General features: G+C 69.1%; 25 protein-coding genes and 1 pseudogene. 18 read left to right on the top strand and 8 right to left on the bottom strand.

The window, feature by feature from the left end; translation table 11 throughout:
- The first annotated feature begins 120 nt into the window (after positions 1-120).
- The 5 genes from ABIE44_RS02705 (at position 121) to ABIE44_RS02685 (ending at position 4813) form a co-directional block, all read left to right on the top strand.
- The gene (locus ABIE44_RS02705) at positions 121-1887 is read left to right on the top strand and encodes an acetolactate synthase large subunit (protein ID WP_209722515.1); all 1767 of its coding nucleotides are present in this window, start codon (positions 121-123) and stop codon (positions 1885-1887) included.
- A 79-nt stretch (positions 1888-1966) separates the two neighbouring features.
- On the top strand, positions 1967-2506 hold the full coding sequence (gene ilvN / locus ABIE44_RS02700) for an acetolactate synthase small subunit (RefSeq protein WP_209722517.1): 540 nt from the start codon (positions 1967-1969) through the stop codon (positions 2504-2506).
- Positions 2507-2588: 82 nt separating this feature from the next.
- The gene (ilvC, locus tag ABIE44_RS02695) at positions 2589-3605 is read left to right on the top strand and encodes a ketol-acid reductoisomerase (protein ID WP_209723730.1); all 1017 of its coding nucleotides are present in this window, start codon (positions 2589-2591) and stop codon (positions 3603-3605) included.
- 110 nt (positions 3606-3715) lie between these two features.
- Positions 3716-4261, top strand: a complete 546-nt coding sequence (locus tag ABIE44_RS02690) for a TIGR03086 family metal-binding protein (protein WP_209722520.1) — start codon at positions 3716-3718, stop codon at positions 4259-4261.
- A 69-nt stretch (positions 4262-4330) separates the two neighbouring features.
- The gene (locus ABIE44_RS02685) at positions 4331-4813 is read left to right on the top strand and encodes a nuclear transport factor 2 family protein (protein ID WP_209722523.1); all 483 of its coding nucleotides are present in this window, start codon (positions 4331-4333) and stop codon (positions 4811-4813) included.
- Between the two features lie 95 nt (positions 4814-4908).
- Here ABIE44_RS02685 and ABIE44_RS02680 read toward each other — a convergent pair whose 3' ends face one another.
- The 3 genes from ABIE44_RS02680 to ABIE44_RS02670 form a co-directional block, all read right to left on the bottom strand.
- On the bottom strand, positions 4909-5715 hold the full coding sequence (locus ABIE44_RS02680; RefSeq protein WP_209722526.1) for an ABC transporter permease: 807 nt from the start codon (positions 5713-5715) through the stop codon (positions 4909-4911).
- Positions 5712-6629 carry an ABC transporter ATP-binding protein gene (locus tag ABIE44_RS02675; protein ID WP_209722529.1) on the bottom strand — a complete coding sequence of 306 codons (918 nt, stop codon included), beginning with the start codon at positions 6627-6629 and terminating at the stop codon, positions 5712-5714. Before ABIE44_RS02675 ends, ABIE44_RS02680 begins: the two co-directional genes overlap by 4 nt.
- Positions 6630-6740: 111 nt before the next feature.
- A complete protein-coding gene (locus ABIE44_RS02670) occupies positions 6741-7181 on the bottom strand; it encodes an SRPBCC family protein (RefSeq protein WP_209722532.1) in 441 nt (146 codons plus the stop codon).
- Positions 7182-7234: 53 nt separating this feature from the next.
- On the opposite strand from ABIE44_RS02670, the gene ABIE44_RS02665 reads away from it, so the two are divergent.
- Together ABIE44_RS02665 and argG are read left to right on the top strand one after the other, a co-directional pair.
- Complete coding sequence (locus ABIE44_RS02665; RefSeq protein ID WP_209722535.1) at positions 7235-7945, top strand: DsbA family oxidoreductase; 711 nt, start codon at positions 7235-7237, stop codon at positions 7943-7945.
- A 50-nt stretch (positions 7946-7995) separates the two neighbouring features.
- The gene (gene argG, locus ABIE44_RS02660; protein ID WP_209722538.1) at positions 7996-9426 is read left to right on the top strand and encodes an argininosuccinate synthase; all 1431 of its coding nucleotides are present in this window, start codon (positions 7996-7998) and stop codon (positions 9424-9426) included.
- A 43-nt stretch (positions 9427-9469) separates the two neighbouring features.
- Here the strand turns inward: argG and ABIE44_RS02655 are convergent, their stop codons facing one another.
- The gene (locus tag ABIE44_RS02655) at positions 9470-10042 is read right to left on the bottom strand and encodes a hypothetical protein (RefSeq protein WP_209722542.1); all 573 of its coding nucleotides are present in this window, start codon (positions 10040-10042) and stop codon (positions 9470-9472) included.
- A 247-nt stretch (positions 10043-10289) separates the two neighbouring features.
- Here ABIE44_RS02655 and serA point away from each other — a divergent pair, with 247 nt between their 5' ends.
- The 3 genes from serA to ABIE44_RS02640 all read left to right on the top strand — a co-directional run bounded on the left by serA (position 10290) and on the right by ABIE44_RS02640 (position 14351).
- Positions 10290-11879, top strand: coding sequence for a phosphoglycerate dehydrogenase (serA, locus tag ABIE44_RS02650; protein WP_209722545.1), 1590 nt, complete (start codon positions 10290-10292; stop codon positions 11877-11879).
- Positions 11880-12106: 227 nt separating this feature from the next.
- On the top strand, positions 12107-13285 hold the full coding sequence (locus ABIE44_RS02645; protein ID WP_209722548.1) for a glycoside hydrolase family 16 protein: 1179 nt from the start codon (positions 12107-12109) through the stop codon (positions 13283-13285).
- 172 nt (positions 13286-13457) lie between these two features.
- Positions 13458-14351, top strand: a complete 894-nt coding sequence (locus tag ABIE44_RS02640; RefSeq protein WP_209722551.1) for a glycoside hydrolase family 16 protein — start codon at positions 13458-13460, stop codon at positions 14349-14351.
- 18 nt (positions 14352-14369) lie between these two features.
- Here ABIE44_RS02640 and yczR read toward each other — a convergent pair whose 3' ends face one another.
- On the bottom strand, positions 14370-15812 hold the full coding sequence (gene yczR, locus ABIE44_RS02635; protein ID WP_209722554.1) for a MocR-like transcription factor YczR: 1443 nt from the start codon (positions 15810-15812) through the stop codon (positions 14370-14372).
- Positions 15813-15973: 161 nt separating this feature from the next.
- On the opposite strand from yczR, the pseudogene yczE reads away from it, so the two are divergent.
- Positions 15974-16600, top strand: a pseudogene (gene yczE, locus ABIE44_RS19600) (membrane protein YczE); the annotation flags it as partial.
- A gap of 45 nt (positions 16601-16645) precedes the next feature.
- On the opposite strand, the gene ABIE44_RS02630 reads toward yczE, so the two are convergent.
- Positions 16646-17212, bottom strand: coding sequence for an O-methyltransferase (locus ABIE44_RS02630; RefSeq protein WP_209722558.1), 567 nt, complete (start codon positions 17210-17212; stop codon positions 16646-16648).
- Between the two features lie 252 nt (positions 17213-17464).
- Here ABIE44_RS02630 and ABIE44_RS02625 point away from each other — a divergent pair, with 252 nt between their 5' ends.
- The 3 genes from ABIE44_RS02625 to ABIE44_RS02615 all read left to right on the top strand — a co-directional run bounded on the left by ABIE44_RS02625 (position 17465) and on the right by ABIE44_RS02615 (position 19843).
- Positions 17465-17602 carry a hypothetical protein gene (locus tag ABIE44_RS02625; RefSeq protein ID WP_209722561.1) on the top strand — a complete coding sequence of 46 codons (138 nt, stop codon included), beginning with the start codon at positions 17465-17467 and terminating at the stop codon, positions 17600-17602.
- A 10-nt stretch (positions 17603-17612) separates the two neighbouring features.
- Positions 17613-18665, top strand: coding sequence for a 3-isopropylmalate dehydrogenase (locus tag ABIE44_RS02620; RefSeq protein ID WP_209722564.1), 1053 nt, complete (start codon positions 17613-17615; stop codon positions 18663-18665).
- A gap of 86 nt (positions 18666-18751) precedes the next feature.
- The gene (locus ABIE44_RS02615) at positions 18752-19843 is read left to right on the top strand and encodes a branched-chain amino acid aminotransferase (RefSeq protein WP_209722567.1); all 1092 of its coding nucleotides are present in this window, start codon (positions 18752-18754) and stop codon (positions 19841-19843) included.
- Positions 19844-19846: 3 nt separating this feature from the next.
- Here ABIE44_RS02615 and ABIE44_RS02610 read toward each other — a convergent pair whose 3' ends face one another.
- Positions 19847-20674, bottom strand: coding sequence for a patatin-like phospholipase family protein (locus ABIE44_RS02610; protein WP_209722571.1), 828 nt, complete (start codon positions 20672-20674; stop codon positions 19847-19849).
- A gap of 201 nt (positions 20675-20875) precedes the next feature.
- Between ABIE44_RS02610 and cimA the strand changes: the two genes are divergently transcribed.
- Positions 20876-22450 (top strand): citramalate synthase, encoded by a 1575-nt coding sequence (cimA, locus tag ABIE44_RS02605; protein ID WP_209722574.1) that lies wholly within the window; start codon positions 20876-20878, stop codon positions 22448-22450.
- Between the two features lie 12 nt (positions 22451-22462).
- Here the strand turns inward: cimA and ABIE44_RS02600 are convergent, their stop codons facing one another.
- Positions 22463-23068, bottom strand: a complete 606-nt coding sequence (locus tag ABIE44_RS02600) for a TetR/AcrR family transcriptional regulator (protein ID WP_209722577.1) — start codon at positions 23066-23068, stop codon at positions 22463-22465.
- Between the two features lie 136 nt (positions 23069-23204).
- Between ABIE44_RS02600 and ABIE44_RS02595 the strand changes: the two genes are divergently transcribed.
- The 3 genes from ABIE44_RS02595 (at position 23205) to ABIE44_RS02585 (ending at position 25664) form a co-directional block, all read left to right on the top strand.
- On the top strand, positions 23205-23747 hold the full coding sequence (locus ABIE44_RS02595) for an NADPH-dependent FMN reductase (RefSeq protein ID WP_209722579.1): 543 nt from the start codon (positions 23205-23207) through the stop codon (positions 23745-23747).
- A gap of 68 nt (positions 23748-23815) precedes the next feature.
- The gene (locus ABIE44_RS02590) at positions 23816-25213 is read left to right on the top strand and encodes an amidase (protein ID WP_209722582.1); all 1398 of its coding nucleotides are present in this window, start codon (positions 23816-23818) and stop codon (positions 25211-25213) included.
- Between the two features lie 70 nt (positions 25214-25283).
- Positions 25284-25664: a hypothetical protein gene (locus ABIE44_RS02585; protein ID WP_209722585.1), complete on the top strand. Its 381-nt coding sequence runs from the start codon at positions 25284-25286 to the stop codon at positions 25662-25664.
- Positions 25665-25690 lie beyond the last annotated feature (26 nt).

Genomic DNA, 25690 nt, shown 5'->3' with positions numbered 1-25690 from the left:
TACGCACGCGACGCGTGAGCTGAGGCCCCGGCCTTCCGCACACGCGTCCGCCCCTCGTTGCCATGATGGCCGAGGGGTTTTTTGTTGGACACGAGCACCACCCAGACACAGAGGATCTAGATGAGTGAGCAGGGCGGCACCGGGACTCAGGTCACCGGCGCACAGAGCCTGATCAAGTCGCTGGAGAGCGCAGGCGTCGAGAACATCTTCGGTATCCCCGGAGGTGCCATCCTTCCGGCGTACGACCCGCTCTACGACTCCTCGATCCGGCACATCCTGGTACGCCACGAGCAGGGCGCCGGGCACGCTGCTCAGGGCTACGCCGTCGCGAGCGGCAAGGTCGGTGTCTGCATGGCCACCAGCGGCCCGGGTGCGACGAACCTGGTCACCCCGATCGCCGACGCCTACATGGACTCGGTCCCGATGGTCGCCGTCACCGGACAGGTGCCGGCCGCCTCGATCGGTACCGACGCGTTCCAGGAAGCCGACATCCGCGGCATCACGATGCCGATCACCAAGCACAGCTTCCTGGTCACCGACCCGGCGGAGATCCCGCGCACCGTCGCCGAGGCGTTCTACCTGGCCTCGACCGGTCGTCCCGGCCCGGTGCTGGTCGACGTCGCCAAGTCGGCGCTCCAGTCGATGACCACCTTCGACTGGCCGACCGAGCTGAACCTGCCGGGCTACCGACCGGTCACGCGTCCGCACGCCAAGCAGATCAGGGAAGCCACCAAGCTGATCCTGGAATCCCGCAAGCCGGTCCTGTACGTCGGCGGTGGCGTCATCCGTGCTCGCGCCCACCAGGAGCTGCGCGTCCTGGCCGAGATGACCGGCATCCCGGTCGTCACCACCCTGATGGCTCGCGGCGCGTTCCCCGACAGCCACCCGCAGCACCTCGGCATGCCGGGCATGCACGGCACGGTCGCCGCGGTCGCCGGCCTGCAGAAGAGCGACCTGATCATCAGCCTCGGGGCGCGCTTCGACGACCGGGTGACCGGCAACCTCGACTCGTTCGCGCCGGGCGCCAAGGTCATCCACGCGGACATCGACCCGGCTGAGATCGGCAAGAACCGCGCGGTCGACGTCCCGATCGTGGGGGACTGCCGTGAGGTGATCGCCGACCTGATCGTCGCGCTGCAGACCGAGCAGGATGCCGGCAACACCGGTGACTTCGAGGGCTGGGTCAAGTTCGTCGCCGGGATCAAGGAGACCTACCCGCTCGGCTACGACACCCCGGCGGACGGTCTCGCGCCGCAGTACGTGCTCGAGCGCCTGGGCCAGATCAGCGGCCCGGAGTCGATCTACGCGGCAGGGGTCGGGCAGCACCAGATGTGGGCGACCCACTACCTCGGCTTCGAGAACCCGAACACCTGGCTCAACTCCGGTGGCGCGGGCACGATGGGCTTCGCGGTCCCGGCTGCCATGGGCGCCAAGGTCGGGAGCCCGGACTCGGTGGTCTGGGCGATCGACGGGGACGGCTGCTTCCAGATGACCAACCAGGAGCTCGCGACCTGCACGCTCGAGGGCATCCCGATCAAGGTCGCGATCATCAACAACGAGTCGCTCGGCATGGTGCGGCAGTGGCAGACCCTGTTCTACGAGGGTCGCTACTCCAACACCGACCTGCACACCGGTCCGGCGCGACGGATCCCGGACTTCGTCAAGCTCGCCGACGCGTACGGCGCCGTCGGCCTCTCGTGCGACTCCGCTTCGGACGTCGACGCGACGATCAAGAAGGCGATGGAGATCAACGACGTCCCGGTCGTCGTCGACTTCCGGGTCCACCGGGACGCGATGGTGTGGCCGATGGTCGCCGCCGGCACGTCCAACGACGACATCAAGTACGCGCGCGACCTGGCGCCGCAGTTCGAGGAGGACGACCTCTGATGAGTGAGCGAAGCGAGCGAATGATCAAGCACAGCGTTCCGGATCGGGCATCGACGCCCGCAGCGAAGCGAGGACGGCGATGACCGTCCACACCCTGTCGGTTCTCGTCGAGAACAAGCCCGGCGTTCTCGCTCGTGTCTCGGGCCTGTTCAGCCGCCGCGGCTTCAACATCGACTCCCTGGCCGTCGGCCCGACCGAGCACCCGGAGATCTCCCGGATGACGATCGTGGTCAACGTCGACGAGTCCCCGCTGGAGCAGGTGACCAAGCAGCTGAACAAGCTCATCGAGGTCATCAAGATCGTCGAGCTCGACGACCGCGAGGCTATCGAGCGCGAGCTGCTCCTCGTCAAGGTCAAGGCCGACGTGGAGACCCGTTCGCAGGTCCTCGACGTGGTCCAGCTCTTCAAGGCCCGCGTGGTCGACGTCGCCACCGACGCGATCACCCTCGAGGTGACCGGCAACTCCGACAAGCTGGCGGACTTCCTCCGCGTGCTGGAGCCGTTCGGCATCCGTGAGCTCGTCCAGTCCGGTCTGGTGGCCATCGGGCGCGGCGGTCGGTCGATCAGCGAGCGCACCCTCAAGCCGGTCCCGGTGCCGGTCGCCCAGGCCCTGGCCTGACATCATCACCGGGTCTCAATCACCCGGTCCCACAAGCTCAACCACCGATAGTTACGAAGGAGAGCCCACCGTGGCTGCAGAAATGTTCTACGACGACGACGCCGACCTGTCCCTGATCCAGGGCAAGCAGGTCGCGGTGATCGGCTACGGCAGCCAGGGCCACGCGCACGCGCTGAACCTGCGCGACTCCGGCGTCGACGTGCGCATCGGCCTCAAGGCGGGCTCCAAGAGCATCGCGAAGGCCGAGGAGGAGGGCCTGCGCGTCCTCACCGTCGCCGAGGCGGTCGCCGAGGCGGACGTCATCGTCATCCTCGCCCCCGACCAGCACCAGCGGAAGATCTACGCCGAGGACATCGCGCCCCACATCACCGCGGGCGACACCCTGGTCTTCGGCCACGGGTTCAACATCCGCTTCGGCTACATCCAGGCGCCCGAGGGCGTCGACGTGATCATGGTCGCGCCGAAGGCGCCGGGTCACACGGTGCGCCGCGAGTACGTCGCCGGCCGCGGCATCCCGGACATCATCGCCGTGGAGCAGGACGCCTCCGGCACCGCCTGGGACCTGGCCAAGTCCTACGCCAAGGCCATCGGCGGCACCCGCGCCGGCGTCATCAAGACCTCGTTCACCGAGGAGACGGAGACCGACCTCTTCGGCGAGCAGTCCGTCCTCTGCGGCGGTGTCTCGCAGCTGGTCATGTACGGCTTCGAGACCCTGACCGAGGCCGGCTACCAGCCCGAGGTCGCCTACTTCGAGTGTCTGCACGAGCTCAAGCTCATCGTCGACCTGATGTGGGAGGGCGGCATCGCCAAGCAGCGCTGGTCCGTCTCCGACACCGCGGAGTACGGCGACTACGTCTCCGGCCCGCGCGTGATCGACCCGTCGGTCAAGGAGAACATGAAGGCCGTCCTCGCCGACATCCAGTCGGGCGCCTTCGCCAAGCGCTTCATCGACGACCAGGACGCCGGTGCACCGGAGTTCCTGGCCCTGCGCGAGAAGGGTGCGGCGCACCCGATCGAGGAGACCGGGCGCCAGCTGCGGGGACTCTTCTCCTGGAAGCAGCAGGACGCCGACTACACCGAGGGCTCGGCCGCTCGCTGATCCCTCTCGTGCGCTCTCGTGCACACCGTCGTACGCGCTACCGACGCCCCCGGCCCGTGGCCGGGGGCGTCCGGCGTTTGACGCGCCTCAGCCCGGGGCACCCCTTCTGCATGGATCTTTTGGACCTGTACGCGAGTGCCAGCGAATGGACTCTCGGCAAGGCGACCGGCGCCGCGGTGCGCCTCGATGCGCTCACCCCGTGCGAGGGCTGGGACGTCGGAACGCTGATGAACCACATGCTCCAGACCCAGCAGTACTTCGTCGGGTCGGCCCTGGGTCAGAAGGTCGCACCCCCTGCAGGCGAGCCGCCGCAGCTGCTCAGCGACGACCCGATCGACGACTTCCTCCGCGCCCGCGAGGAGATGCTGCGCGTCTTCGGCACCCCCGGAGTGATCGAGAGGACGGGACCCGCTCTCGGGATCGCGTTCGCCGACCAGCTCCTGCACGGCTGGGACCTCGCCAAGTCGATGGGCCAGTCCGGCGCGATGCCAGGTGACCTGGCCGAGACGGCGTACGGACTGGTGCACGGGAGCTTCACCGACGAGCAGCGCCAGGGCGTGTTCGCGCCCGAGATCGCCGTGCCCGCCGGTGCCTCTCCGCAGGACAAGCTGCTCGCGTACGCCGGTCGGGACCCGGCACTGAACCTGCTCGCCTGATTTCTGAGGGCGCCTTCAATCTCGGGGGAAACTCTTCCCGCGAACTAGAACACGTTCTAGGCTCGGCGCATGGACCTCGCAGGAATCGAAGAAATCCGCCAGCTCAAGTACCGCTACTTCCGCACCCTCGACCTCAAGCGGTGGGACGAGTTCGGTGACTGCCTCACCGAGGACGTCACCGCGCGCTACGGGACCCAGGCGATGGACAAGCCGTTGCACTACGACAACCGTGCCGACGTCGTCGAGTTCATGTCCGGCAACCTCGGCGAGGGGATCGTGACGATCCACATCGCGAACCACCCGGAGATCGAGGTCGACGGCGACAGTGCCACCGGCTCCTGGGCCTTCGAGGACACCGTGATCGTCCCCGACTTCAAGATCATCATCCGGGGCGGCGGCTACTACATCGACGAGTACCGCAAGGACGCCGACGGCAAGTGGCGCATCGCCGCGACCAAGTACGAGCGCATCTACGAGTCGATGACCTCGCTCGAGGACACCCCGAGCTTCAAGCTGATCGCGAACCGCTGGGACCCGAGCCTCAAGCACTGAGGTTTTTCGGGGTACGACGAAAAACCTGCCGCCCAACCTGAAACTTCGGGTTGGGCGGCAGGATTTTCCGGTGACCCCGAAAAACCGGCGTCCGGCTACTTCACCTCGGACCGGACGACGATCCGCAGACCCACGGCCAGCGGGATCACCAGCCAGAAGAGGCCGGTCACGCCGAGGTGGGCCCACTCCGAGACGCTCAGAGGTCCGTTGAACAAGGCTCCCTGGGCGTAGTTGAAGTCGACCCAGGGCCAGGCGTCCTCGAACCACGACTGGGTGTTCGACAGCAGCAGGAACAAGCCGGGCAGCACGAACGAGATCACGAAGTAGCCGACGATCGCAGCGGGCGAGTTGCGCAGCAGCACCCCGAGCATGAAGCCGATCAGCATGCCCAGCGCGTTGGCCAGCACGATCATGGTGAAGTCCAGGAACGTCAGGTCCCAGACGGTGTCGACGCCCGCGATCGCCGAACCGACCAGGTTGCCGACCGCCCCGATCGCCAGCGCCAGCACCATCGAGGCGACCGCGATCGTCAGGGTGGCGAGCAGCTTGGCGAGGATGACCCGGCCGCGGTGCGGTACCAGGGTGAAGGTCGTCAGCCCGCTGCGCTGGCTCCACTCGCTGGTGACCGAGAGGACGGCGATCATCGGCAGGATGACGGCCATCGGGAAGCCGATCGCCCCGGAGAACGCCTCCTGGGTCAGCTCGTCGTTCGGGGCGAACAGCAGCGTGGCGCCGGTGGCGAGGAGGGCGGCGATGCCGATGCTCGCCATCAGCCAGAAGCCGGACCGGGTGTTGAACATCTTCGAGAGCTCGACGCCGACGATGCGGGTCATCGGGATCGGCCCCGGCTCGGGGCGGGTCGTGGGGACGGCGTTGGTGCGCTCCAGGGTCGAGGTGCTCATGCTGCGCTCTTCTCGTGGGTGGGGGTGGCTTCCCGCTGGGTCTCAGCGGTGAGCTCGAGGAACATCTCTTCCAGGCCGGCGCCGTCGGCCGACTTCAGCTCGGTCAGGGCGATCCCGGCGTGCAGGGCGACCTGGCCGACCCGGGTTGCGTCAGCGTCGGTGCGGATTGCGCCGTCGCCGGAGATCGTGCAGGTCAGGCCTGCGTTGGTGAGGGCCAGCGCGAGCGCCTTCTCCTCCGCGGCCCGTACGACGGTGCCCGCCGCCGCGAGCAGCTCCTCCTTGGTGCCCTGGGCGACGATCCGACCGTTGCCGATCACCACCAGGTCGTCGGCGACGACCTCGATCTCGTGGAGCAGGTGCGAGGAGAGCAGCACGGTGCCGCCCTGGTCGGCGTAGTCCCGCAGCAGGTCGCGCATCCAGCGGATGCCCGCCGGGTCGAGCCCGTTGGCCGGCTCGTCGAGGATCAGCACCTCGGGGGCGCCGATCAGGGCCGTGGCGATCCCGAGCCGCTGGCGCATGCCGAGCGAGTAGTTCCGGACCCGGCGCTCGGCCTCCCCGTCGGACAGGCTGACCTTGTGCAGCATCTCCTCGACGCGTGCCTTGGGGAGGCCCATCGTGCGCTGCGCGATGCCGAGGATCTCCCGGCCGGTGCGTCCGGCGTGCTGGGCCGAGGCGTCGAGGAGGACACCGACGGTCAGGCCCGGGTTGGGCAGGTCGGCGAACGGTCGTCCGTGGACGGTGGCAGATCCGGAGGTGGGCTGGGTGAGCCCGACCATCATCCGCATCGTGGTCGACTTCCCGGCGCCGTTCGGGCCCAGGAAGCCGGTGACCCGGCCGGCCCGAGCGGTGAAGGTGACGTCATCGACGGCGGTGAATCCGGCGTACTTCTTCGTGAGTGCTTCGACGGTGATCATGTCCCGAACTCTCGTCCGGGGACGGCAGCCGGCACATCGGGGACAACGCTGGACCTGACCCCGAGAGATCCCCTAGGGGCCTCAGGGTCGGAGACGGGTAGCGGGCAGGGGCTAGACCGTGAGGCGGTCCAGCGTCGCCTGCAGCTGCTTGATCGTCTTGCTCGCCAGGAACGGCAGGTACGCCGCCACGACGGGCACGGCCAGGGCCGAGGCGCCCTTGAGCTCGAACGTCGCGTGGTACCCGACCCGGGTCCCCGGGCCCTCGGGAGCGAAGGTCAGCCGGTCGTCGCCGACGAAGGAGTCGTTGACGCCCTGGAAGTGCAGGCGCTGCGAGGGTTCGTGGGTCAACGTCGTGTAGGTGAGCACCGCCTCGCGGCCCAGGAACTCCGAGGTGTTCCGGTACGTCGCTCCGACCCCGACGTCCCCGCTGAGCAGGGCGCAGCTCACTGTGCCCGGGTCCCACGTCTCGGCGTTGCGGAAGTCGGCCAGGTAGGCGAAGACCACCCCGGGAGGGTTGACGGTCGTGAAGGAACGGCGCACGTTGAGCTTCATGCAGTGACGTTACCCAGCAGGAACAACCGCACGCGCGCCCGCGTTGACCCGGCATGCGTATCGAGATCTGGAGCGACGTCGTCTGTCCGTGGTGCTACATCGGCAAGCGCCGCCTCGAGCAGGCGCTCGCGACGTTCCCGCACCGCGACGAGGTCGAGGTCCTCTGGCGCTCCTTCCAGCTCGACCCCTCGGCTCCCGAGGTCCCCGTCGAGACGGTCGCGGAGTCGCTGGGTCGCAAGTACGGCGGCGGTACGGAAGCCGGCAGGGCGATGATCGACCGCGTGGAGGCCGTGGCGGCCGAGGAGGGGCTGCTGTTCCGACACCACGCCTCGCTGCGGGTCAACACCGTCGACGCGCACCGCGTGCTGCACCTGGCTCTGGAGACCGGAGGGCCGGACCTCCAGGGACGGCTCAAGGAGGCGCTGCTCTCGGCGTACTTCGTGGAGACCGAGAACGTTGCCGATCACGCCACGCTCACCCGGATCGCGACGGGTGTCGGGCTGGATTCTGACCGGGTGGAGGAGGTTCTGGCCGGCCGCGAGTACGCCGAGGCGGTCCAGGCCGACATCGACCACGCCGTGGCGTTCGGTGCCGGGGGAGTGCCCTTCTACGTGGTCGACCGCAAGTACGGCGTCTCCGGTGCTCAGCCTGCGGAGACGTTCACCCAGGTGCTCGAGAAGGCCTGGGCCGACCTGCATCCGCAGCTCGACCTGGTCGGCGGACCCGAGGGAGACGCCTGCGGCCCGGACGGTTGCGCGATCTGACGGTACCGGGGCGTTTTGCATGACCATGCATGATCATGCATACTTCTGCTGTGTCCAAGGTACTCACCAGTCTGCCCATCGGCGAGCGCGTCGGCATCGCCTTCTCCGGGGGCCTCGACACCTCCGTCGCGGTTGCGTGGATGCGCGACAAGGGTGCGATCCCGTGCACCTACACCGCTGACATCGGCCAGGCGGACGAGCCCGACATCGGTTCGGTCCCGGGCCGCGCGAAGCAGTACGGCGCCGAGATCGCCCGCGCGGTCGACATCAAGCCGCAGCTGGTCGAGGAGGGCCTGGCCGCGTTGGCGTGCGGGGCGTTCCACATCCGGTCCGGGGCCAAGGCCTACTTCAACACCACCCCGCTGGGTCGTGCCGTCACGGGCACCGTGCTGGTGCGCGCGATGCACGCCGACGACGTCAACATCTGGGGTGACGGGTCGACGTACAAGGGCAACGACATCGAGCGGTTCTACCGCTACGGGTTGATGGCGAACCCCGAGCTGCGGATCTACAAGCCGTGGCTGGACGCGGACTTCGTGACCGAGCTCGGGGGCCGGCACGAGATGAGCGAGTGGCTGCTCGCGCACGGCCTGCCCTACCGCGACTCGATCGAGAAGGCGTACTCCACCGACGCCAACATCTGGGGCGCCACCCACGAGGCCAAGACGCTGGAGCACCTCGATGTCTCCCTGGAGACCGTCGAACCGATCATGGGCGTGAAGTTCTGGGACCCGAGCGTCCCGATCGAGACCGAGGACGTCGCGATCACCTTCCGGGCCGGTCGGCCGGTGGCGATCAACGGTCGCGAGTTCAGCGATCCCGTCGCCCTGGTCCTCGAGGCGAACGCCATCGGTGGCCGTCACGGTCTCGGCATGTCCGACCAGATCGAGAACAGGATCATCGAGGCCAAGTCGCGCGGCATCTACGAGGCGCCCGGCATGGCGCTGCTGTTCGCGGCGTACGAGCGGCTGCTCAACGCGATCCACAACGAGGACACCCTGGCCAACTACCACCTCGAGGGTCGCAAGCTCGGACGGCTCCTCTACGAGGGTCGCTGGCTCGACCCGCAGGCGCTGATGCTGCGGGAGTCGATCCAGCGCTGGATCGCCTCGCTGGTGACCGGCACCGTGACGCTCCGGCTGCGTCGAGGTGACGACTACACGATCGTGAAGACCGAGGGACCGAACTTCTCCTACCACCCGGAGAAGCTGTCGATGGAGCGCGTCGAGAATGCCGCCTTCGGTCCGGTCGACCGGATCGGCCAGCTGACGATGCGCAACCTCGACATCGCCGACAGCCGGGCCAAGCTCGAGCTGTACGCCGGCCAGCCGCTGGACCAGGGCACTGTCCTGGTCGAGAACGGCACGCTCTTCGGCGAGCTCCCGGCCGGGGGCTTCGACCAGATCGCCGTCGCGGCCGACGTGGACCCCGAGGCCGAGGCCGTGCTCGACGACGTCGCCATGGAGTCGGGCACCGACTGAGCCGGCGCCACAGGCACCCGCCCGCCGAGGGCAGCTACCACGGTCAACCCTGGGCGGTGACGGGCTTCCCGTCCCAGATCAGCTCCCACTCGTTGTGGTCGGACCGGACCTTCACCGTGCGGCTGTACGGCGCGGAGCCCTCGTCGTCCTGCCACGTCCCGCGCAGGACCACGGTGGCGTGCTGACCGTTGCGGTGCACCGCGGTGGCGTGCAGTCCGCGGATCACCGCCCCGGGGATCGTCCCGACCAGGGCGTCGCACTCGGTCTGCACGGTCTTCGGGTCACCGATCACGGCGGTCTCCGCGTGCACGCAGGCCTTGGCCGAGCCGTTCTCGGAGTGCACCAGGATGTCGGTACCGCGGATCGCGGCCGCGGTGGCGTTGCCGTCGAGGTGGGAGATCCACAGCGAGCGGATCCCGAAAGCGACCCCGCCCAGGACGAGGACGACGGCGAGGATGACGCCGACCCCGAGCAGGGGGCGACCGTGCGCGACGACCTCGGTGGTGCCGACCGAGAGCCCGCGCGGGGCATCGGCGACCGGGGTGTCGCAGGCGAGGCAGTACGTGCCGGTCGGCGGCAGGACGCCGCCGCAGCTGGCGCACAGATGTTCTTCCACCTGCTCACCATGGCAGCGCAGAACCCCCGTGCGCGCCCCCGGACGGCGAATCTCAGGCCCTTGTCAGGGTGTTCTTCGCACCCGTTCAACTCCCGCGTCGATCTGTCCGTTTCGTCTCCCGGACCAGCCCTCGGGGGCGGGCCTGGTCGGGTAGAGTTCTCGATGGCACAGCGTCGTGCGCGGCGGCCGTCCCCATCTCGGACGGGCCGCCCTCACCTGCCGACAATCTCAAGCCAAGGAATCCAACGTGGGCAAGCCCGTCGTACTCATCGCTGAAGAACTCAGCCCCGCCACCGTCGAGGCACTCGGCCCCGACTTCGAGATCCGCAACTGCAACGGTGCCGACCGCGCCGAGCTGCTTGCCGCGATCGTCGACGTCGACGCCATCCTGGTCCGTTCCGCGACCCAGGTCGACGCGGAGGCGCTGGCCGCCGCGACCCGGCTCAAGATCGTCGCCCGTGCCGGTGTCGGTCTCGACAACGTCGACGTCAAGGCCTCCACGCAGGCCGGCGTCATGGTCGTCAACGCGCCGACGTCCAACATCGTCTCCGCGGCCGAGCTCGCCGTCGCGCTGATGCTCGCCGCCGCCCGCCACGTCTCGCCGGCCCACGCCGCGCTGCGCAACGGTGAGTGGAAGCGCTCCAAGTACACCGGCATCGAGCTCTACGAGAAGACCGTCGGCATCGTCGGTCTCGGTCGGATCGGCGTCCTGGTCGCCCAGCGCCTCTCGGCGTTCGGCATGAACGTGATCGCCTACGACCCGTACGTCCAGGCCGGCCGGGCCGCGCAGATGGGCGTGCGGATGGTCTCCCTCGACGAGCTCCTCGCCGAGGCCGACTTCATGAGCGTGCACCTGCCGAAGACGCCCGAGACCGTCGGTCTGATCGGCGCCGACCAGCTGAAGGCCGCGAAGTCCAGCCTGGTGCTGGTCAACGCCGCCCGCGGCGGCATCGTCGACGAGGCCGCCCTGTACGACGCGCTGAAGACCGGGGAGATCGCTGCCGCCGGTCTCGACGTGTTCGCCAAGGAGCCGTGCACCGATTCGCCGCTCTTCGAGCTCGAGAACGTCGTCGCCACGCCGCACCTCGGTGCGTCGACCGACGAGGCCCAGGAGAAGGCCGGAATCGCGGTCGCCAAGTCGGTGCGCCTCGCGCTCGGCGGCGAGCTGGTCCCGGACGCGGTCAACGTCCAGGGCGGCGTGATCGCCGAGGACGTCCGCCCCGGCATCCCGCTGACCGAGAAGCTCGGCCGGATCTTCACCTCGCTGGCCGGTGAGGTCGCGCAGTCCCTCGACGTCGAGGTCCGGGGCGAGATCACCGAGTACGACGTCAAGGTGCTCGAGCTCGCGGCGCTCAAGGGCGTCTTCGCGGACATCGTCGAGGAGCAGGTCTCCTACGTCAACGCGCCGCTGCTGGCCGCCGAGAGGGGAGTGGCCGTCCGGCTGGTCACCGACGCGGAGAGCCCCGACCACCGCAACCTGATCACCATCCGGGGCACGCTCGCGGACGGCACCCAGTTCTCGGTGTCGGGCACCCTGGTCGGGATCAACCAGCGCGAGCGCCTCGTCGAGGTCAACGGTTTCCTGGTCGACCTCGAGCCGACCGACCACCTCGCGTTCTTCCGCTACTCCGACCGTCCCGGCATGGTCGGCACCGTCGGCCAGATCCTCGGCGAGGCCGGCGTGAACATCGCCGGTATGCAGGTCGCCCGGGACGCCAAGGGCGGTCAGGCGCTGGTCGCCCTCTCGGTCGACTCCGCGGTGCCTGCCGAGGTCCTCGAGCAGATCCGCGCGTCGATCGACGCCGAGACCGTGCGGGGTGTCGACCTCACCAGCTGATCAGCTCTGAGGTAGACCAGTACGCCATTCGGGGCAATGTGCCTTCCTGATCCCCGGTCCGGAAGATACATTGCCCCGAAGCGCATGCGGGGATGCCCGAGTTGCGCTAAATTGTCTTCAATCATCTGATTGCACCGGCTGCACCCCGGTTTGATCGGATTCCGGTCTAGTGTGGGGGAAGTACCGTGACCGCTCGCTCGCGCGCGCAAATTCTGATCGTCCTGCTGATGGCTGCCCTAGTCGCAGCTGCCCTGACGAGCGTGTCCTCCTTCGAGGCTGCGAACGCCTCGACCTCCTCCGAGGGGGCCTCGACCGCCGTCGCGCCCCGGGCCGTCAAGGCCGCCGTCGAGCCCAGGCTCAGCGCGAAGGAGCTGGCCAAGGAGGCTGCCGGACGCAAGGCCGGTCGCAAGGCCGGGGCGGCCGCCGGCGCAAAGGCCGGACGGGCTGCGGCAGCCAAGCGCGGCAAGAAGGCTGCTGCTGCCGGCGAGGCGGCCGGCCGCAAGGCCGGAGCTGCTGCCGGGGCGAAGGCGGGCAAGAAGGCCGGTCGGACCGGGGGAGCGCCGGCGGGAAGGAAAGCCGGCAAGAAGGCAGGCGCCAAGGCCGGCCGGCTCGCGGGAGCCCGCGCCGCTGCCGTGGTGGCACCCGCGTGCGGCTCGACGACCTACCGCAAGGACGACGGGTCCCTGTGGAGGTGCACGATGGGCGAGGAGTTCGACGGAACCTCCCTGAACCCGCTGCTGTGGCGTGCCATGACCAGTGACAAGTTCGCCTACGGCGTTCGCCCGGACTGCTTCGTGAACTCGCCGAACAACATCTCGGTCGCCCACGGCATGCTCACGCTGACCTCGCGCAAGGAGTCGAAGTCGTTCGTCTGCAACCAGAGCGGGCGCAAGGTCACCACCAACCTCACCGCCGGCATGGTCAGCACCTACGACAAGTGGACCCAGGCGTACGGCCGCTTCGAGTTCCGTGCCCGACTGCCGTGGACGAGCCAGGACGGCGTCCAGACCTCGATGTGGCTCTGGCCCGAGGGCGCCAGCGGCGCTTCCTGGCCCGCGTCGGGCGAGATCGACGTCGCCGAGTGGTACAGCCACTTCGACGACCGCGTGATCCCGTACCTGCACCAGGGGAACTTCCTCATCCCCAAGGACCAGACGACCAACAACTACTGCCTGGTCAACCGGGTCCAGGACTGGCACACCTACCTGCTGGAGTGGACCCCTGCCTACCTGCGGATCAGCTACGACGGCAAGCAGTGCCTGCTGAAGAAGGGCGGCGGCGCGCCGTTCAACAAGGCGTACATGATCTCGATGTTCCAGGGATACGGCCTGCAGAAGAACAAGCCGACCTCCGCCACCCCGGCCGTCTCGCGCGCTCAGTTCGCGTGGGTCCGGGTCTGGTCCTGAACGGCCTGCGTACCCGCTGAAACGCTGACCAAACGGGACATCGGGCCACAAGTCCTGATTCACAGGGACGAATGTCTATGCAGAGTGACCGGTTTGCGCTACTTTTCTCCTGCTCGGGGATCTAGAACAGGTTGCACCCGGTTCGCCTCGGCACCGCCAGTGGGAGGCAGACATGGGTACACGCATCCGTATTCAGGCTCGGTTCACGGCGGCCGCCGCGGCGGGGGTCCTCGGGACCGGGCTGCTGACCGCAGCCGTCACCTCGCCCGCTGAGTCCGCCGTCACGGCGACCACCGGGCCTTCCTGCGGCACCGTCGTGATCACGAAGGCCGACGGCTCTCCGTGGACCTGCACCTTCGCCGACGAGTTCACCGGCACCAAGCTCGACACCACCAAGTGGGTTCCCCAGCTGACCGCCACCAGCGGCTTCGACCAGGGTGGCGTCTGCTACACCGACAGCAGCACCAACCTCGCGGTCACCCAGGGGGCGCTCAAGCTCACCCTCAAGCGAGCTTCCTGGGCGACGACCTGCAAGTCGACCCGCGGCAACTTCAGCACGAAGTACTCCTCGGGCATGGTCAGCACCTACACCAAGTTCACCCAGGCCTATGGACGGTTCGAGATCCGGGCCAAGTTCGGCACCACCAAGCAGCCCGGGCACCAGTCCGCCTTCTGGCTCTACCCCGAGGTCCCGGGCAACATCTGGCCCTACAGCGGCGAGATCGACATCGCCGAGTGGTACAGCAAGTACCCCGACCGGGTGATCCCGTTCCTGCACTACGGCGGCACGTACTACGACCCCTACGCGACCAACAACAACTGCAAGGTCGCGAACGTGGGCAGCGCCTGGCACACCTACGCCCTCGAGTGGACCCCGCAGACGATCAAGTTCATCTACGACGACCAGGTCTGCCTGACCAACTCGACCGCGTCCGGCAAGGACCCGTTCAACAAGAACTACATGGTCGCGCTGACCCAGCTGCTCGGCACCGGGGTGAACGCTCCGAACGTCTTCACGCCGAGCACGGGCTCGATGACCGTGGACTACGTCCGCGTCTGGGCCTGAGGGCGGCGGGCCGGCCGCTCAAGCCACGAGCGTCGGCTCGCTGCGACGCAGGCCGGACTCCTCGCTGAGCGTGGCCGTCCAGGCTTCGGCGACGCGGGCGATCGCGTCGGTCAGGACGTGTGCTGGCTGGGTGTAGGGGATCCGCAGGAAGCGGTCCAGGCCGCCGTCCGGGGCAAAGCTCGGACCCGGTGCGAGCAGCACGTCGCGCGCTGCGGCGTGCGGAACCAGGTCGGATGACCGCTCGGCCGGGAGCTCGCACCACAGGTTCAGCCCACCGGAGGGCTTGCGCACCGCCCACCCGGGCAGGTGCCGGGCGAGCGCGTCGAGGGCGGCGTCCCGGCTGGTGCGCAGCTGCTCGCGACGGTGCTCGATCAGGTCGGCACGGTTGCGGATGAGCTCGGTCGCGACCAGCTGCTCGAGCAGGGGAGTACCCAGGTCGAGGCTCAGGCGGGCTCGGAAGAGGTCCTCCATCCGGGCCTGGGGTGCGCGCACCCAGCCGATCCGGACGCCGCCCCAGAACGGCTTGCTCAGCGAACCGACGGTGATGGCGTCGCGGTGGTGCGCAGCGAACGGTGCCGGCATGGCCTGCCCGTCGAGCGCCAGCTCGACCATCGACTCGTCGATGATCGGGACCGTCCCGGCACTGGTCAGAGCGGCGCCGACACGCTGTCGGCTCTCGTCGGAGAGCAGGTGCCCGGTCGGGTTGTGGAAGTCGGGGATCAGGTAGGCGACGCCCGGCCGCACCTGCGCGATGCTCGCGAGCAGGTCGGAGGCGTCTGCCGTCTCGCGCCCGACGGGGCTGCACAGCAGCCGGCCGCCTGAGTGTCGGAGCGTCGCGATCGCGTTCGGGTAGGTCGGGCTCTCGACCAAGGTGCGGGTGCCGCGCCTGAGCAGAGCCCGTGCGGCCACCGCGACGCCGGCCTGCGCACCCGGGACGATGAGGATCTGCTCGGGCACGGTGGCCAGACCACGCTCGGTGTACCGGTCGGCGACGGCCTGCCGCAGGACGCCGAGACCGGAGGGGTAGTAGCCGGTGCTGGCCAGGTAGCCGGGCAGCTCCGACATCGCCTTCTCGTACGCCGCCACAATCCCGCGCCCGGGGATCGGCGCGGCGCACGTGAGGTCGATCTTGCCCTCGGGCAGGTCCCCGGGCGGCAGCAGGTGGTCGCTGCGCAGGCCACGCGAGGCCGGGAGCGCGGCGAGGCTGCCGGAGCCCTGGCGGGAGACCAGGAAGCCGTGGTCGCGGAGCTCGGCGTACGCGCGGGTCACGGTGGTGCGGCTGACGCCGAGGGCGTCGGTCAGCTCCCGCTCGCTGGGGAGCCGTACGCCGACGGGGACACGACCATCGGTGATGAGCACGCGGATGCCTTCGGCAAGCCCGCGGTACGCCGGCTCGCGGTCGAAGTCTCCGACGAGGGCGGCGACGCGTGTGGCGGGGATCACTCGATTGGTCGTGTCCATGCAGACCACTTTAACTGGATTGGCTATTTAAGACCAGACCAATCTGAGCCACCCTAGTTTCATGAGCGCATTCAACAACTCCCGCATGGGTACCCCTCCTCTCGGTCGCAGTCCCCGTCGTCGTCTGGGCAACCGGTTCGGCCTCGACACGCTGCTGACCCGTGTCCGCACCCGCTGACGCACACCTCGCACCTGCGCGCGAGCTGGCCCGCCTGGGCCCGGTCGCGCAGCTCCGTGCCGGGCGCCTGACCCGACGGCTGTTCCAGCTGGCTCTCGGGCTGGTCCTGTACGGCCTCACGCTCGCGATGATCATCCGGGCCGGGGTCGGCAACGCAGCGTGGGACGTCCTGCACCAGGGCATGGCCAAGCACCTGCCGATCTCGATCGGTGAGGCCGTGATCGTGATGAGCGTCGTCGTGCTCGTCCTCTGGATCCCGATCAAGGAGCTCCCGGGGCTCGGCACGATCGCCAACACGTTCCTCGTCGGGCTCTCGGCCGACTTCTTCCTCTCGGTCTTCGAGCGTCCGGACAACCTCGGGCTCCGGGTCGCGATGATGGTCGGCGGCGTCGTGCTCAACGGTGCCGCGACTGCTCTCTACATCGGGTCGCAGTTCGGACCCGGTCCGCGCGACGGCCTGATGACCGGCCTGCACCGGCGTACGGGCGTCTCGATCCGGCTCGTACGCACCTGCCTGGAGCTCAGCGTCGTCGGTATCGGCTTCGTGCTCGGCGGTGTGGTCGGGCTCGGCACGGTCGTCTACACGCTGGCCATCGGCCCGCTGGTGCAGCTGATGCTGCCCTACGCGATCGTGGAGCTCCCGCCCCCGCAAGGCCTAGTTCTTCGTCGCGATGAGCGCCGAGGCGTCGGGCGCCACCATCACCTCGACCGCGGTGAACCGCGGGTCGGTCAGCCACGCCTCGCGCAGCGCGTCGACCCGGCCCATCGTGATCGGCGGCCACATCTCGCACGGCGTGAAGTCGTCCATCACGACGATGCCGCCCGGCTCGACCAGGTCGGCCACGGCGTCGACGCCGGCGTCCTCGGGGGAGGACGGGTCGAGGAAGAGCAGCGAGTACGGGCCCTTGTTCAGCAGCGTCGACCAGTCCGCGGAGAGCACCTCGACCTGGGGGTCGTCCTCGAAGATCTCCTGAGCGGCGACCGCGAGCTTCTGGTCGAGCTCGGCCGTCAGGATCATGGCGCCGTCGCGCGCGCCCGAGCGCAACCAGGCGGTGCCCACGCCGCAGCCGGTGCCGAACTCGGCCATGGTGCCGTGGCGGGTCGCGGCGAGCGCTGCCAGCAGGCGGCCGGTCTCGTTGCGGCAGAACGACACGTACCCCGCCCGCCGGGAGACGTCGAACGCTCGCGCCACGATCGGCGGTACATCGGGGGGAGCACTCATGCCGAGGAGTCTTCCAAACAGAACGCCCCGGTCCGGATATCGGTCGGGATTCTCGGATCGTGGGACAAGTTGAGAAAAGGGGCTGCGCCCGCGGTTAACGCGTCGTAACCTGAAAGCGCTATGCGGACGTTCCTCGTATCCATTCGCCGCCGTGGCGGGGCCTAACTCGTAGGCCACCTCGCCGCGGAGTTCGGCGTACCCCCGCCCTGTCGGGCCTACGAGATCAACCACTCCGCGAGCAAGGAACGAACGATGTACGAGATGTATCCCGAATGGGGCCCGGCCAAGCACGACCCGGAGAGCCCGGCCAACCAGCGCGCTCAGCGCTTGGCACTGCAGACCGCTCTTGACCTGCGAGACAACGGCGGGCCGCGCCCCGACGACAACTAGCATCGCCCGCATGTCTTCCCTCAAGCTTGCTGTCATCCCCGGCGACGGGATCGGGACCGAGGTCACTGCCGAAGCGCTCAAGGTGCTGGAAGCAGTGACCCCGTCGGACGTGAAGTTCGAGCCGACCCGGTACGACCTGGGTGCCGAGCGCTACCTCGCCACCGGTGAGGTGCTCCCGGACACCGTGCTCGAGGAGATCCGTGCGCACGACGTGATCCTCCTCGGTGCCGTCGGCGGCAAGCCGAACGACCCGAACCTGCCCCCGGGCATCCTGGAGCGCGGCCTGCTGCTGCGGCTGCGCTTCGAGCTCGACCACTACGTGAACCTGCGCCCGTCGCGCATCTTCCCGGGCTCGGTCTCCCCGCTGGCCCACCCGGGCGAGGTCGACTTCGTGGTCGTCCGTGAGGGCACCGAGGGTCCCTACACCGGCAACGGCGGTGCACTCCGCGTCGGTACGCCGCAGGAGGTCGCTACCGAGGTCTCGGTGAACACGGCCTTCGGCGTCGAGCGGGTCGTCCGCGACGCCTTCGCCCGTGCGCAGCGTCGTCCGCGCAAGAAGCTCACCCTGGTCCACAAGACCAACGTGCTGGTCAACGCCGGCTCGGTCTGGTGGCGCCTGTTCCAGTCGGTCGCCGCGGAGTACCCCGAGGTGACCACCGACTACATGCACATCGACGCCGCGATGATCTACATGACCACCGACCCGGCGCGCTTCGACGTGATCGTCACCGACAACCTGTTCGGCGACATCATCACCGACCTGGCCGCCGCGGTGACCGGGGGCATCGGCGTCGCCGCGAGCGGAAACATCAACCCGGACCGCACGGCTCCGTCGATGTTCGAGCCCGTGCACGGTTCGGCGCCCGACATCGCCGGCCAGCAGAAGGCGGACCCGACCGCGGCGATCCTCTCGGTCTCGCTGATGTTCGACCACCTCGGGATGACGGACGTGGCCACGAAGATCGAGGATGCGGTGATCGCGGACCTCGACGCCCGCGAGCCCGGCGTCGCCCTGAGCACCTCGGAGATCGGCGACCGCGTCGCTGCCCGAGTAGCCGGCTGAGCTGCGCTCCTGGTCGAGGCGCAGCTCGGGGTTAACGACCGCTCACCCCTGTTCTGCAATCCGACACAGAGAGATAACGTGACGTCATGACTCTGGACATCTCGATCGTCCCCTCGGCCCAGCCGCGCTCCGCCGCGGAGGTTGCCGAGATCCTGGCCGACCCAGGCTTCGGCACGCACTTCACCGACCACATGTTCACCGTCGAGTGGACCCCCGAGAAGGGCTGGCACGACGCGCGCATCACGGCGTACGGGCCGCTGACGCTGGATCCCGCCACGGCGGTGCTGCACTACGCCCAGGAGACCTTCGAGGGCATGAAGGCCTACCGGCACGCCGACGACTCGATCTGGACGTTCCGTCCGGATGCGAATGCCGACCGGATGAAGCGGTCCTCGCACCGCCTCGCCCTGCCCGTGCTCGAACCGGAGGACTTCGTCCAGGCCGTCGACGCGCTCGTCGAGGTCGACCAGCGCTGGGTGCCGGAGTCGGGCTCGGAGAAGAGTCTCTACATCCGCCCGTTCATGATCGCCACGGAGGCGTTCCTCGGTGTCCGCCCGTCCCAGCACGTCACCTTCATGGTGATCGCCTCGCCGGCGGGCGCGTACTTCAAGGGCGGCGTGAAGCCGCTGACCCTCTGGCTGACCGAGGAGTACACCCGGGCCGGCCGCGGTGGGATGGGTGCCGCCAAGACCGGTGGCAACTACGCCAGCTCGCTCGTCGCCCAGCAGGAGGCCATCGGCCAGGGCTGCGACCAGGTCGTCTTCCTCGACGGCGCCGAGGGCAAGTACGTCGAGGAGCTCGGCGGGATGAACATGTACTTCGTGTTCGCCGACGGCCACATCGTCACCCCGGAGACCGGCACCATCCTGGAGGGCATCACCCGCTCGGCGATCATCGAGCTCGCCCGGAAGTCCGGCCGCACCGTGGAGGAGCGTAAGTTCTCCATCGACGAGTGGCGCGACGGCGTGGCGTCGGGTGAGATCGTCGAGGTCTTCGCCTGCGGCACCGCGGCCGTCGTGACGCCCGTCGGTACGTTGAAGTGGGCGGGCGGCGAGGTCCGGGGTTCGGCGGAGCCCGGAGACTTCACCAACGAGATCCGCGCCGCGCTCGTCGACATCCAGTACGGCCGCACGCCGGACGTCTTCGGCTGGATGCACCAGGTCACCAAAGCCGAGTAGGCCTCACCGGTTCCACAGCGCGGCGACGGCTCCGGCCGCTGCGAGGCCTTGGCGGAGCCCTGCCTCGGCGGACGGCCTCCGGCGGGTCGGGTCGAGCGAGTTGGAGCCCATCTCCTCGGTCGCGTCCTTGTCCGGGACCACCGAGACGTGGGCGTCGAAGCCTGCGCGCTCGAGTTGCTTGTCGAGGTGGTGCTCCTTGGACACCGCGTCCGGCATCGGGGCGATGACCACCGCGACGTCACCGCCACCGGCGAGGTCGGCGTTCACCGGGGACCGGGCGCCGCCGTCGACGTACGTGGTGCCGTTGATCGTCACCGGAGGCCACACGAGCGGCACGGCGCAGCTGGCGGAGACGGCGTCGAGGACGGAGACCCCCGAGGTGCGGTCGAAGATCTCGAGGCGGCCGTTGTCGATGTCGATCGCGGTGATCCGAAGGTCGCCCGCGGGCCACTCCGGGTCACCGACGCGGGTGCGGATCACCTCACGGCGCTCGGCGGCGGTGACGGTCTTCGTCTCCCGCGAGGCCTTGCCGATCTTCTTGAACTTGGTCGCCTCGTCGGTGCGGCGCGACATCATCACGACCAGCTTGATCATCGTGCGCGTTCCGATCTTGGCGGCGATCTCGCCGCTGGCGTCCGCGAGCTGCTCCTCGAAGGCCTCCGCGATCGTGCCCAGGCGCAGCCGGGTGCCGACGACCGAGCCCGCCGAGGTGCCGAAGACGACGTCGGCGTCGCCGAGGTCGACGCCCGCCCGCCGCAGCCCTTCCACGACCCCGAGCTCCCAGGCGACACCGGTCACGCCGCCGCCGCCGAGCACCAGCGCCCGCGTCACTCGGTTCTCCGGTACAGCGTCATGGGACTCCTCTTCGGACATCGACAGTGCCGTGTGGCAGACTCCTCATGTGCACTCCGCCACCATCATTATCGTCTAGCGCGACGGAAGCCCGCGAAGATCGGGCCCCCGCCGCGCCAACCTCTCGTCCAGCGGGAGGTTTTTTGTTTGTCCCGACCGACCCACCGAAGGACCAGCCTGATGACCACCTCGGACGCGTTCCACGTCTACGACACGACCCTGCGCGACGGAGCGCAGCAGGAGGGGCTGAACCTCTCGGTCGCGGACAAGCTGGCCATCGCGCGGCACATCGACGGCCTCGGGGTCGGCTTCATCGAGGGTGGCTGGCCGGGCGCGAACCCGAAGGACACCGAGTTCTTCGCCAAGGCACGTGAGGAGCTGAAGCTGCAGAATGCGCAGCTCGCAGCGTTCGGCGCCACCCGGCGTGCGGGGGTGAAGGCCGCGGACGACCCGCTGGTCGCAGCCCTGCGCGACTCGGGCGCCTCGGTCGTGACGCTGGTCGCGAAGTCGCACGACCGGCACGTCGAGCTCGCGCTGCGGACCACGCTGGAGGAGAACCTCGCGATGGTCCGCGACACCGTCTCGCACCTGACCGCCGAGGGGCAGCGGGTGTTCCTGGACGCCGAGCACTTCTTCAACGGTTACCGCGACAACCGGGACTACGCGCTCGAGGTGCTGCGGACCGCCTTCGAGGCCGGCGCCGAGGTGGCTGCACTCTGCGACACCAACGGCGGCATGCTGCCGAACTGGGTCAGCGACGTGGTGCACGACGTGGTCTCCAGCACCGGAGGTCGGATCGGCATCCACGCCCACAACGACACCGGCTGCGCCGTCGCGAACAGCCTGGCCGCCGTGGACGCCGGCGCCACCCACGTCCAGGGCTGCATCAACGGGTACGGCGAGCGCACCGGCAACGCCGACCTGATCAACGTCGTCGCCAACCTGGAGCTGAAGCTCGACAAGCAGGTGCTTCCGGCCGGCCTGCTGCGCGACGCCACCCGGATCGCGCACGCGGTCGCGGAGGTCACCAACGTGCCGCCGTCCTCGCGCCAGCCGTACGTCGGCGTCTCCGCCTTCGCGCACAAGGCCGGCCTGCACGCGAGCGCCATCAAGGTCGACCCGAACCTCTACCAGCACATGGACCCCGAGGGCGTCGGCAACGACATGAGGCTGCTGGTCTCCGACATGGCGGGTCGCGCGTCGATCGAGCTCAAGGGCCGCGAGCTGGGCTTCGAGCTGACCGCGGAGCAGGTCGTCGCGACCACGGCCCGGGTCAAGGACCTGGAGCTGCAGGGGTACACCTTCGACGCGGCGGACGCCTCCTTCGAGCTGCTCCTGGTGGGAGAGGTCGAGGGCGCCCGACCGACGTACTTCGAGGTCGAGTCCTGGCGGGTGATCACCGACTCCAGCCCGGAGGACGAGGCGTCCTCGGAGGCCACGGTGAAGCTGCGCGCCGGCGGTGAGCGCCTCGTCGTGACGGGGGAGGGCAACGGACCGGTCAACGCGCTGGACCACGCGCTGCGCCAGGCGATCGAGCAGCTCTACCCCGAGGTCGTGAAGTTCGAGCTGATCGACTACAAGGTCCGGATCGTCGACCAGGGCCACGGCACGGACGCGATCACCCGGGTCCTCATCGAGACCACCGACGGGGAGTCGTCGTGGGTCACGGTCGGGGTCGGCCACAACGTGATCGAGGCGTCCTGGGAGGCGCTGATCGACGGGCTGACCTTCGGCCTGCGCCGGCACGGGGCCTAGGTTTCGACAGGCTCAACCAACGGGGCGGATGATGCGCAGCGCCAGGTCCTCCCACCCGGCGACGATCCGCTCGACCTCCATGTGCTCGATGTTCACCTGCTGACGCAGGATCGGAACCTCGAGCGGTGCGAGCAGGGCGGTCGCGAGCAGGGCGATGTCCCCGCCGACGCCGATCTGCCCGAGCAGGTACCGCACGTGCGTCGCGGTGAACGAGTACGCCGCGTAGCTGCGTCCGGTGTCGGCGCCGGAAGCGGCCAGCAGCAGGTCGGCGTTCGCGAGGTTGGAGACGAGTCGTGCGCGTCCGAAGGCGAGCAGCCTCTCGCGCGGCGCTGCGTCGGGACCCAGGGGCGGGGGACCGCTGATCACGGAGGCCTGGAACGCGGCCTCGGACTCGTCGAGCAGTCGGGCCATCAGCCCGGCGCGGTTGCCGAACCGGCGGAAGACCGTGCCCTTGCCGACGCCGGCCGCCTCGGCGACGGCATCCATCGTCACCGACTCGACGCCGCACTGGTCGATCAGCTTTTGGGCGGCGCACATCAGCGCATCGCGGTTCCGGGCGGCGTCGCTGCGCTCGCGCGGCTGCTGACCCAGGATCGGCAGCAGCTCGGGCTCGGACATGCCCCCAACCTAGACGGAGGGTCAACCGGGGACGGGGAGGCGGAAAAAATTTCTGAGATCCGGGAATGAAAGCGGACCAGGGTCCGGTTATGCCTCGTGAAGCAGGTCCCCCTTCTACTCAGGAGCCAGAAATCCCATGACCCAGATCGCCGTTCTCGTCGGTAGCCTCCGCGCCGACAGCGTCAACCGCCAGGTAGCCGAGTCCCTGAAGACGCTGGCTCCCGCCGGCGTCGAGATCGACATCGTCGACGGCCTCGGCGACGTCCCGTTCTACAACGAGGACATCGACGTCGGGTCCGCCCCGGCCGCCGCGTCCGCCCTGCGTGACCGCGTGAGCTCCGCCGACCGCGTCCTGGTCGTGACTCCCGAGTACAACGCCACGATGCCGGCCGTCCTGAACAACGCCATCGACTGGCTCTCCCGCCCATACGGCGCCGGCGCCATCGCGGGCAAGCCGTTCGGCGTGGTCGGCGTCACGCCGACCCCGTACGGCGGCAAGTGGGCCCACGAGCACGCTGCGCTGTCGGCCAAGATCGCCGGTGCGCTCGTGGTCGAGGACGTCACCGTCTCGCAGACCTCGATCGACGTCGACGTCCTCAACGACCCCGAGGTGCAGGGCAAGCTGCGCGGTGCGCTGGAGACCCTGGTCTCCTACGTCCCGGAGACCTCTGCCGCGTAGCAGGGTGGTTGAGGCGCAGGCGCACTGGCGCCTGCCTCGAAACCTGGTGACGGACTAGCGTCACTCTCATGACCCAGCTCCACGACCTGACCGCTCTCCAGCAGGGCGCCGCGCTCCGGTTCGGCGAGATCTCGTCGGACGAGCTGGTCGAGCACTACCTCGAACGCGCCGAGCGACTGAACCCGTCGCTCGGCGCGTTCGTCACGTTCAGCGCCGACCAGGCGCGCGAGCGTGCGGCGACGGTCGTCGGGGACGGGCCGCTGGCCGGCGTACCGACGGCGATCAAGGACCTGAACGCCACTGCCGGCGTGCGGACGATGTTCGGCTCACGCCTCCTCGGTGACTACGTGCCCGACGAGAGCGACGAGGTGGTGCGGCGGATCGAGGCCGGGGGACTGGTCAGCCTCGGCAAGACGAACACCCCGGAGTTCGGATCGCCCTGCTACACCGAGTCCGCGGTCGCACCGCCGGCGGTGACGCCGTGGGACACCACCCGGATGGCGGGCGGTTCCAGCGGCGGCGCTGCCTCGGCAGTATCCGGCGGACTGGTCCCGCTGGCCCAGGGCTCCGACGGCGGAGGTTCGATCCGGATCCCGGCGAGCTGCTGCGGCATCGTCGGGCTCAAACCGACCCGCGGCCGGATCTCCGGCGCCCCGATGTACGGCGAGATCACCGGCCTGGCCACGGTCGGCCCGCTGGCGCGCACCGTGCGCGACGCGGCCGCGTTCCTCGACGTGATGGCCGGGCGCGCCGTCGGTGACCCGTTCTGGGCGCCCGAGGAGGCGACGCCGTTCCTGGCCGCGTGCGACCGGACCCCGGGCCGGCTGCGCGTCGCGCGGTTCTCCGTGCCGGTGATCGCCGAGACGTCCGTCGACCCCGAGGTGCTCGCGGCGTACGAGGACGCGAGTCGGTTGCTGGAGTCGCTGGGCCACGAGGTCGTCGACATCGATGTCCCGATGCCGCGCGAGGCGGTCGCCACGTTCGAGACCTGCTGGGCCGTGCTCACCGGGCTCTCGACCGCCGGGCTCGATGACTCCGCCCGCGCGCTGCTGCAGCCGTTGACGCGATGGTTGGGCGAGCGCGGCGAGGCGGTCTCCGGTCCACAGTTCGGGCTAGCCCTGGGCGAGCTCCGCCGGATCGCCGCACGGACGTTGGAGGCCTTGGAACCGTACGACGTCGTGCTCACGCCCACCCTCGCGTCGCTCCCGCTTCCCGTCGGTGCGCTGCGTGACGATGAGGACCCGGCGGCCGACTTCGAGGCGCAGAAGCGGTTCACGCCGTGGACCTCGATGTGGAACGTCACCGGCAGCACGGCCGTCTCGCTGCCGCTCGGGCAGTCCGCCTCGGGTCTGCCGATCGGGGTGATGCTCGCCGCTGCACCCGGCGCGGAAGCGCTGCTACTGTCGCTTGCCACCCAGGTCGAGGAAGCGTCACCGTGGCTGGACCGGGTGCCGCCGTGCTGGTGAGTCCTGTCGTGTGCCCCAGGACGCGCTCGAGCGCGTCGTCACGCACACGACCGAGCGGTACGGTGCTGCCATGGCTGAACCCAGTGCTGACCCCAGTACCGGCCCGCGGGTGAACAAGCACGGCATCGTCATCCCGATCATCCTGCTCGTGCTGCAAGTGGGGAGCGTGCTCGTCTTCGGTGCCTTCGGCCTGTTCATCGCCTTCATCAGCGACTCCTGCGGAGCGTCGAGCACGTGCGACACCGACCGGATCGCCTTGGGCATGATGACCCCGCTCGGCGTCGCGGTGCTGTTCTTCCTGATCTCGCTGGTGCACTCGATCAAGCGGATGCGCGCGGACGAGTCGGCCTGGTGGGTGCCGATCGTGTGGACGACCTTGTCAGCCTCGGGCATCGTGATCGGCTTCATCGTGGCCGCCAGCGGTGTGGCCGCCAACGGCTCGCTGGTGTGACGATGGCCGGCCGACCGCGGGGATAG

Source organism: Marmoricola sp. OAE513 (genome assembly GCF_040546585.1).
Classification (GTDB): Bacteria; Actinomycetota; Actinomycetes; order Propionibacteriales; family Nocardioidaceae; genus Marmoricola.
The sequence above is the reverse complement of the archived record's forward strand: the minus strand, read 5'-3'. Positions and strand labels throughout refer to the sequence as shown.

Excerpts from the sequence above, each read along its gene's own strand:
- ABIE44_RS02630 (WP_209722558.1), bottom strand. The coding sequence starts at position 17,212 with ATGAGTGCTCCCCCCGATGTACCGCCGATCGTGGCGCGAGCGTTCGAC.
- ABIE44_RS02615 (WP_209722567.1), top strand. The coding sequence starts at position 18,752 with ATGACTCTGGACATCTCGATCGTCCCCTCGGCCCAGCCGCGCTCCGCC.
- ABIE44_RS02675 (WP_209722529.1), bottom strand. The coding sequence starts at position 6,629 with ATGATCACCGTCGAAGCACTCACGAAGAAGTACGCCGGATTCACCGCC.
- ABIE44_RS02600 (WP_209722577.1), bottom strand. The coding sequence starts at position 23,068 with ATGTCCGAGCCCGAGCTGCTGCCGATCCTGGGTCAGCAGCCGCGCGAG.
- ABIE44_RS02670 (WP_209722532.1), bottom strand. The coding sequence starts at position 7,181 with ATGAAGCTCAACGTGCGCCGTTCCTTCACGACCGTCAACCCTCCCGGG.
- ABIE44_RS02690 (WP_209722520.1), top strand. The coding sequence starts at position 3,716 with ATGGATCTTTTGGACCTGTACGCGAGTGCCAGCGAATGGACTCTCGGC.
- ABIE44_RS02680 (WP_209722526.1), bottom strand. The coding sequence starts at position 5,715 with ATGAGCACCTCGACCCTGGAGCGCACCAACGCCGTCCCCACGACCCGC.
- ABIE44_RS02665 (WP_209722535.1), top strand. The coding sequence starts at position 7,235 with ATGCGTATCGAGATCTGGAGCGACGTCGTCTGTCCGTGGTGCTACATC.
- ABIE44_RS02645 (WP_209722548.1), top strand. The coding sequence starts at position 12,107 with ATGGCTGCCCTAGTCGCAGCTGCCCTGACGAGCGTGTCCTCCTTCGAG.
- ABIE44_RS02705 (WP_209722515.1), top strand. The coding sequence starts at position 121 with ATGAGTGAGCAGGGCGGCACCGGGACTCAGGTCACCGGCGCACAGAGC.
- ABIE44_RS02590 (WP_209722582.1), top strand. The coding sequence starts at position 23,816 with ATGACCCAGCTCCACGACCTGACCGCTCTCCAGCAGGGCGCCGCGCTC.
- cimA (WP_209722574.1), top strand. The coding sequence starts at position 20,876 with ATGACCACCTCGGACGCGTTCCACGTCTACGACACGACCCTGCGCGAC.
- ABIE44_RS02640 (WP_209722551.1), top strand. The coding sequence starts at position 13,458 with ATGGGTACACGCATCCGTATTCAGGCTCGGTTCACGGCGGCCGCCGCG.
- ABIE44_RS02595 (WP_209722579.1), top strand. The coding sequence starts at position 23,205 with ATGACCCAGATCGCCGTTCTCGTCGGTAGCCTCCGCGCCGACAGCGTC.
- ABIE44_RS02625 (WP_209722561.1), top strand. The coding sequence starts at position 17,465 with ATGTACGAGATGTATCCCGAATGGGGCCCGGCCAAGCACGACCCGGAG.
- ABIE44_RS02685 (WP_209722523.1), top strand. The coding sequence starts at position 4,331 with ATGGACCTCGCAGGAATCGAAGAAATCCGCCAGCTCAAGTACCGCTAC.
- ABIE44_RS02585 (WP_209722585.1), top strand. The coding sequence starts at position 25,284 with ATGGCTGAACCCAGTGCTGACCCCAGTACCGGCCCGCGGGTGAACAAG.
- ABIE44_RS02620 (WP_209722564.1), top strand. The coding sequence starts at position 17,613 with ATGTCTTCCCTCAAGCTTGCTGTCATCCCCGGCGACGGGATCGGGACC.
- ilvC (WP_209723730.1), top strand. The coding sequence starts at position 2,589 with ATGTTCTACGACGACGACGCCGACCTGTCCCTGATCCAGGGCAAGCAG.
- yczR (WP_209722554.1), bottom strand. The coding sequence starts at position 15,812 with ATGGACACGACCAATCGAGTGATCCCCGCCACACGCGTCGCCGCCCTC.
- ilvN (WP_209722517.1), top strand. The coding sequence starts at position 1,967 with ATGACCGTCCACACCCTGTCGGTTCTCGTCGAGAACAAGCCCGGCGTT.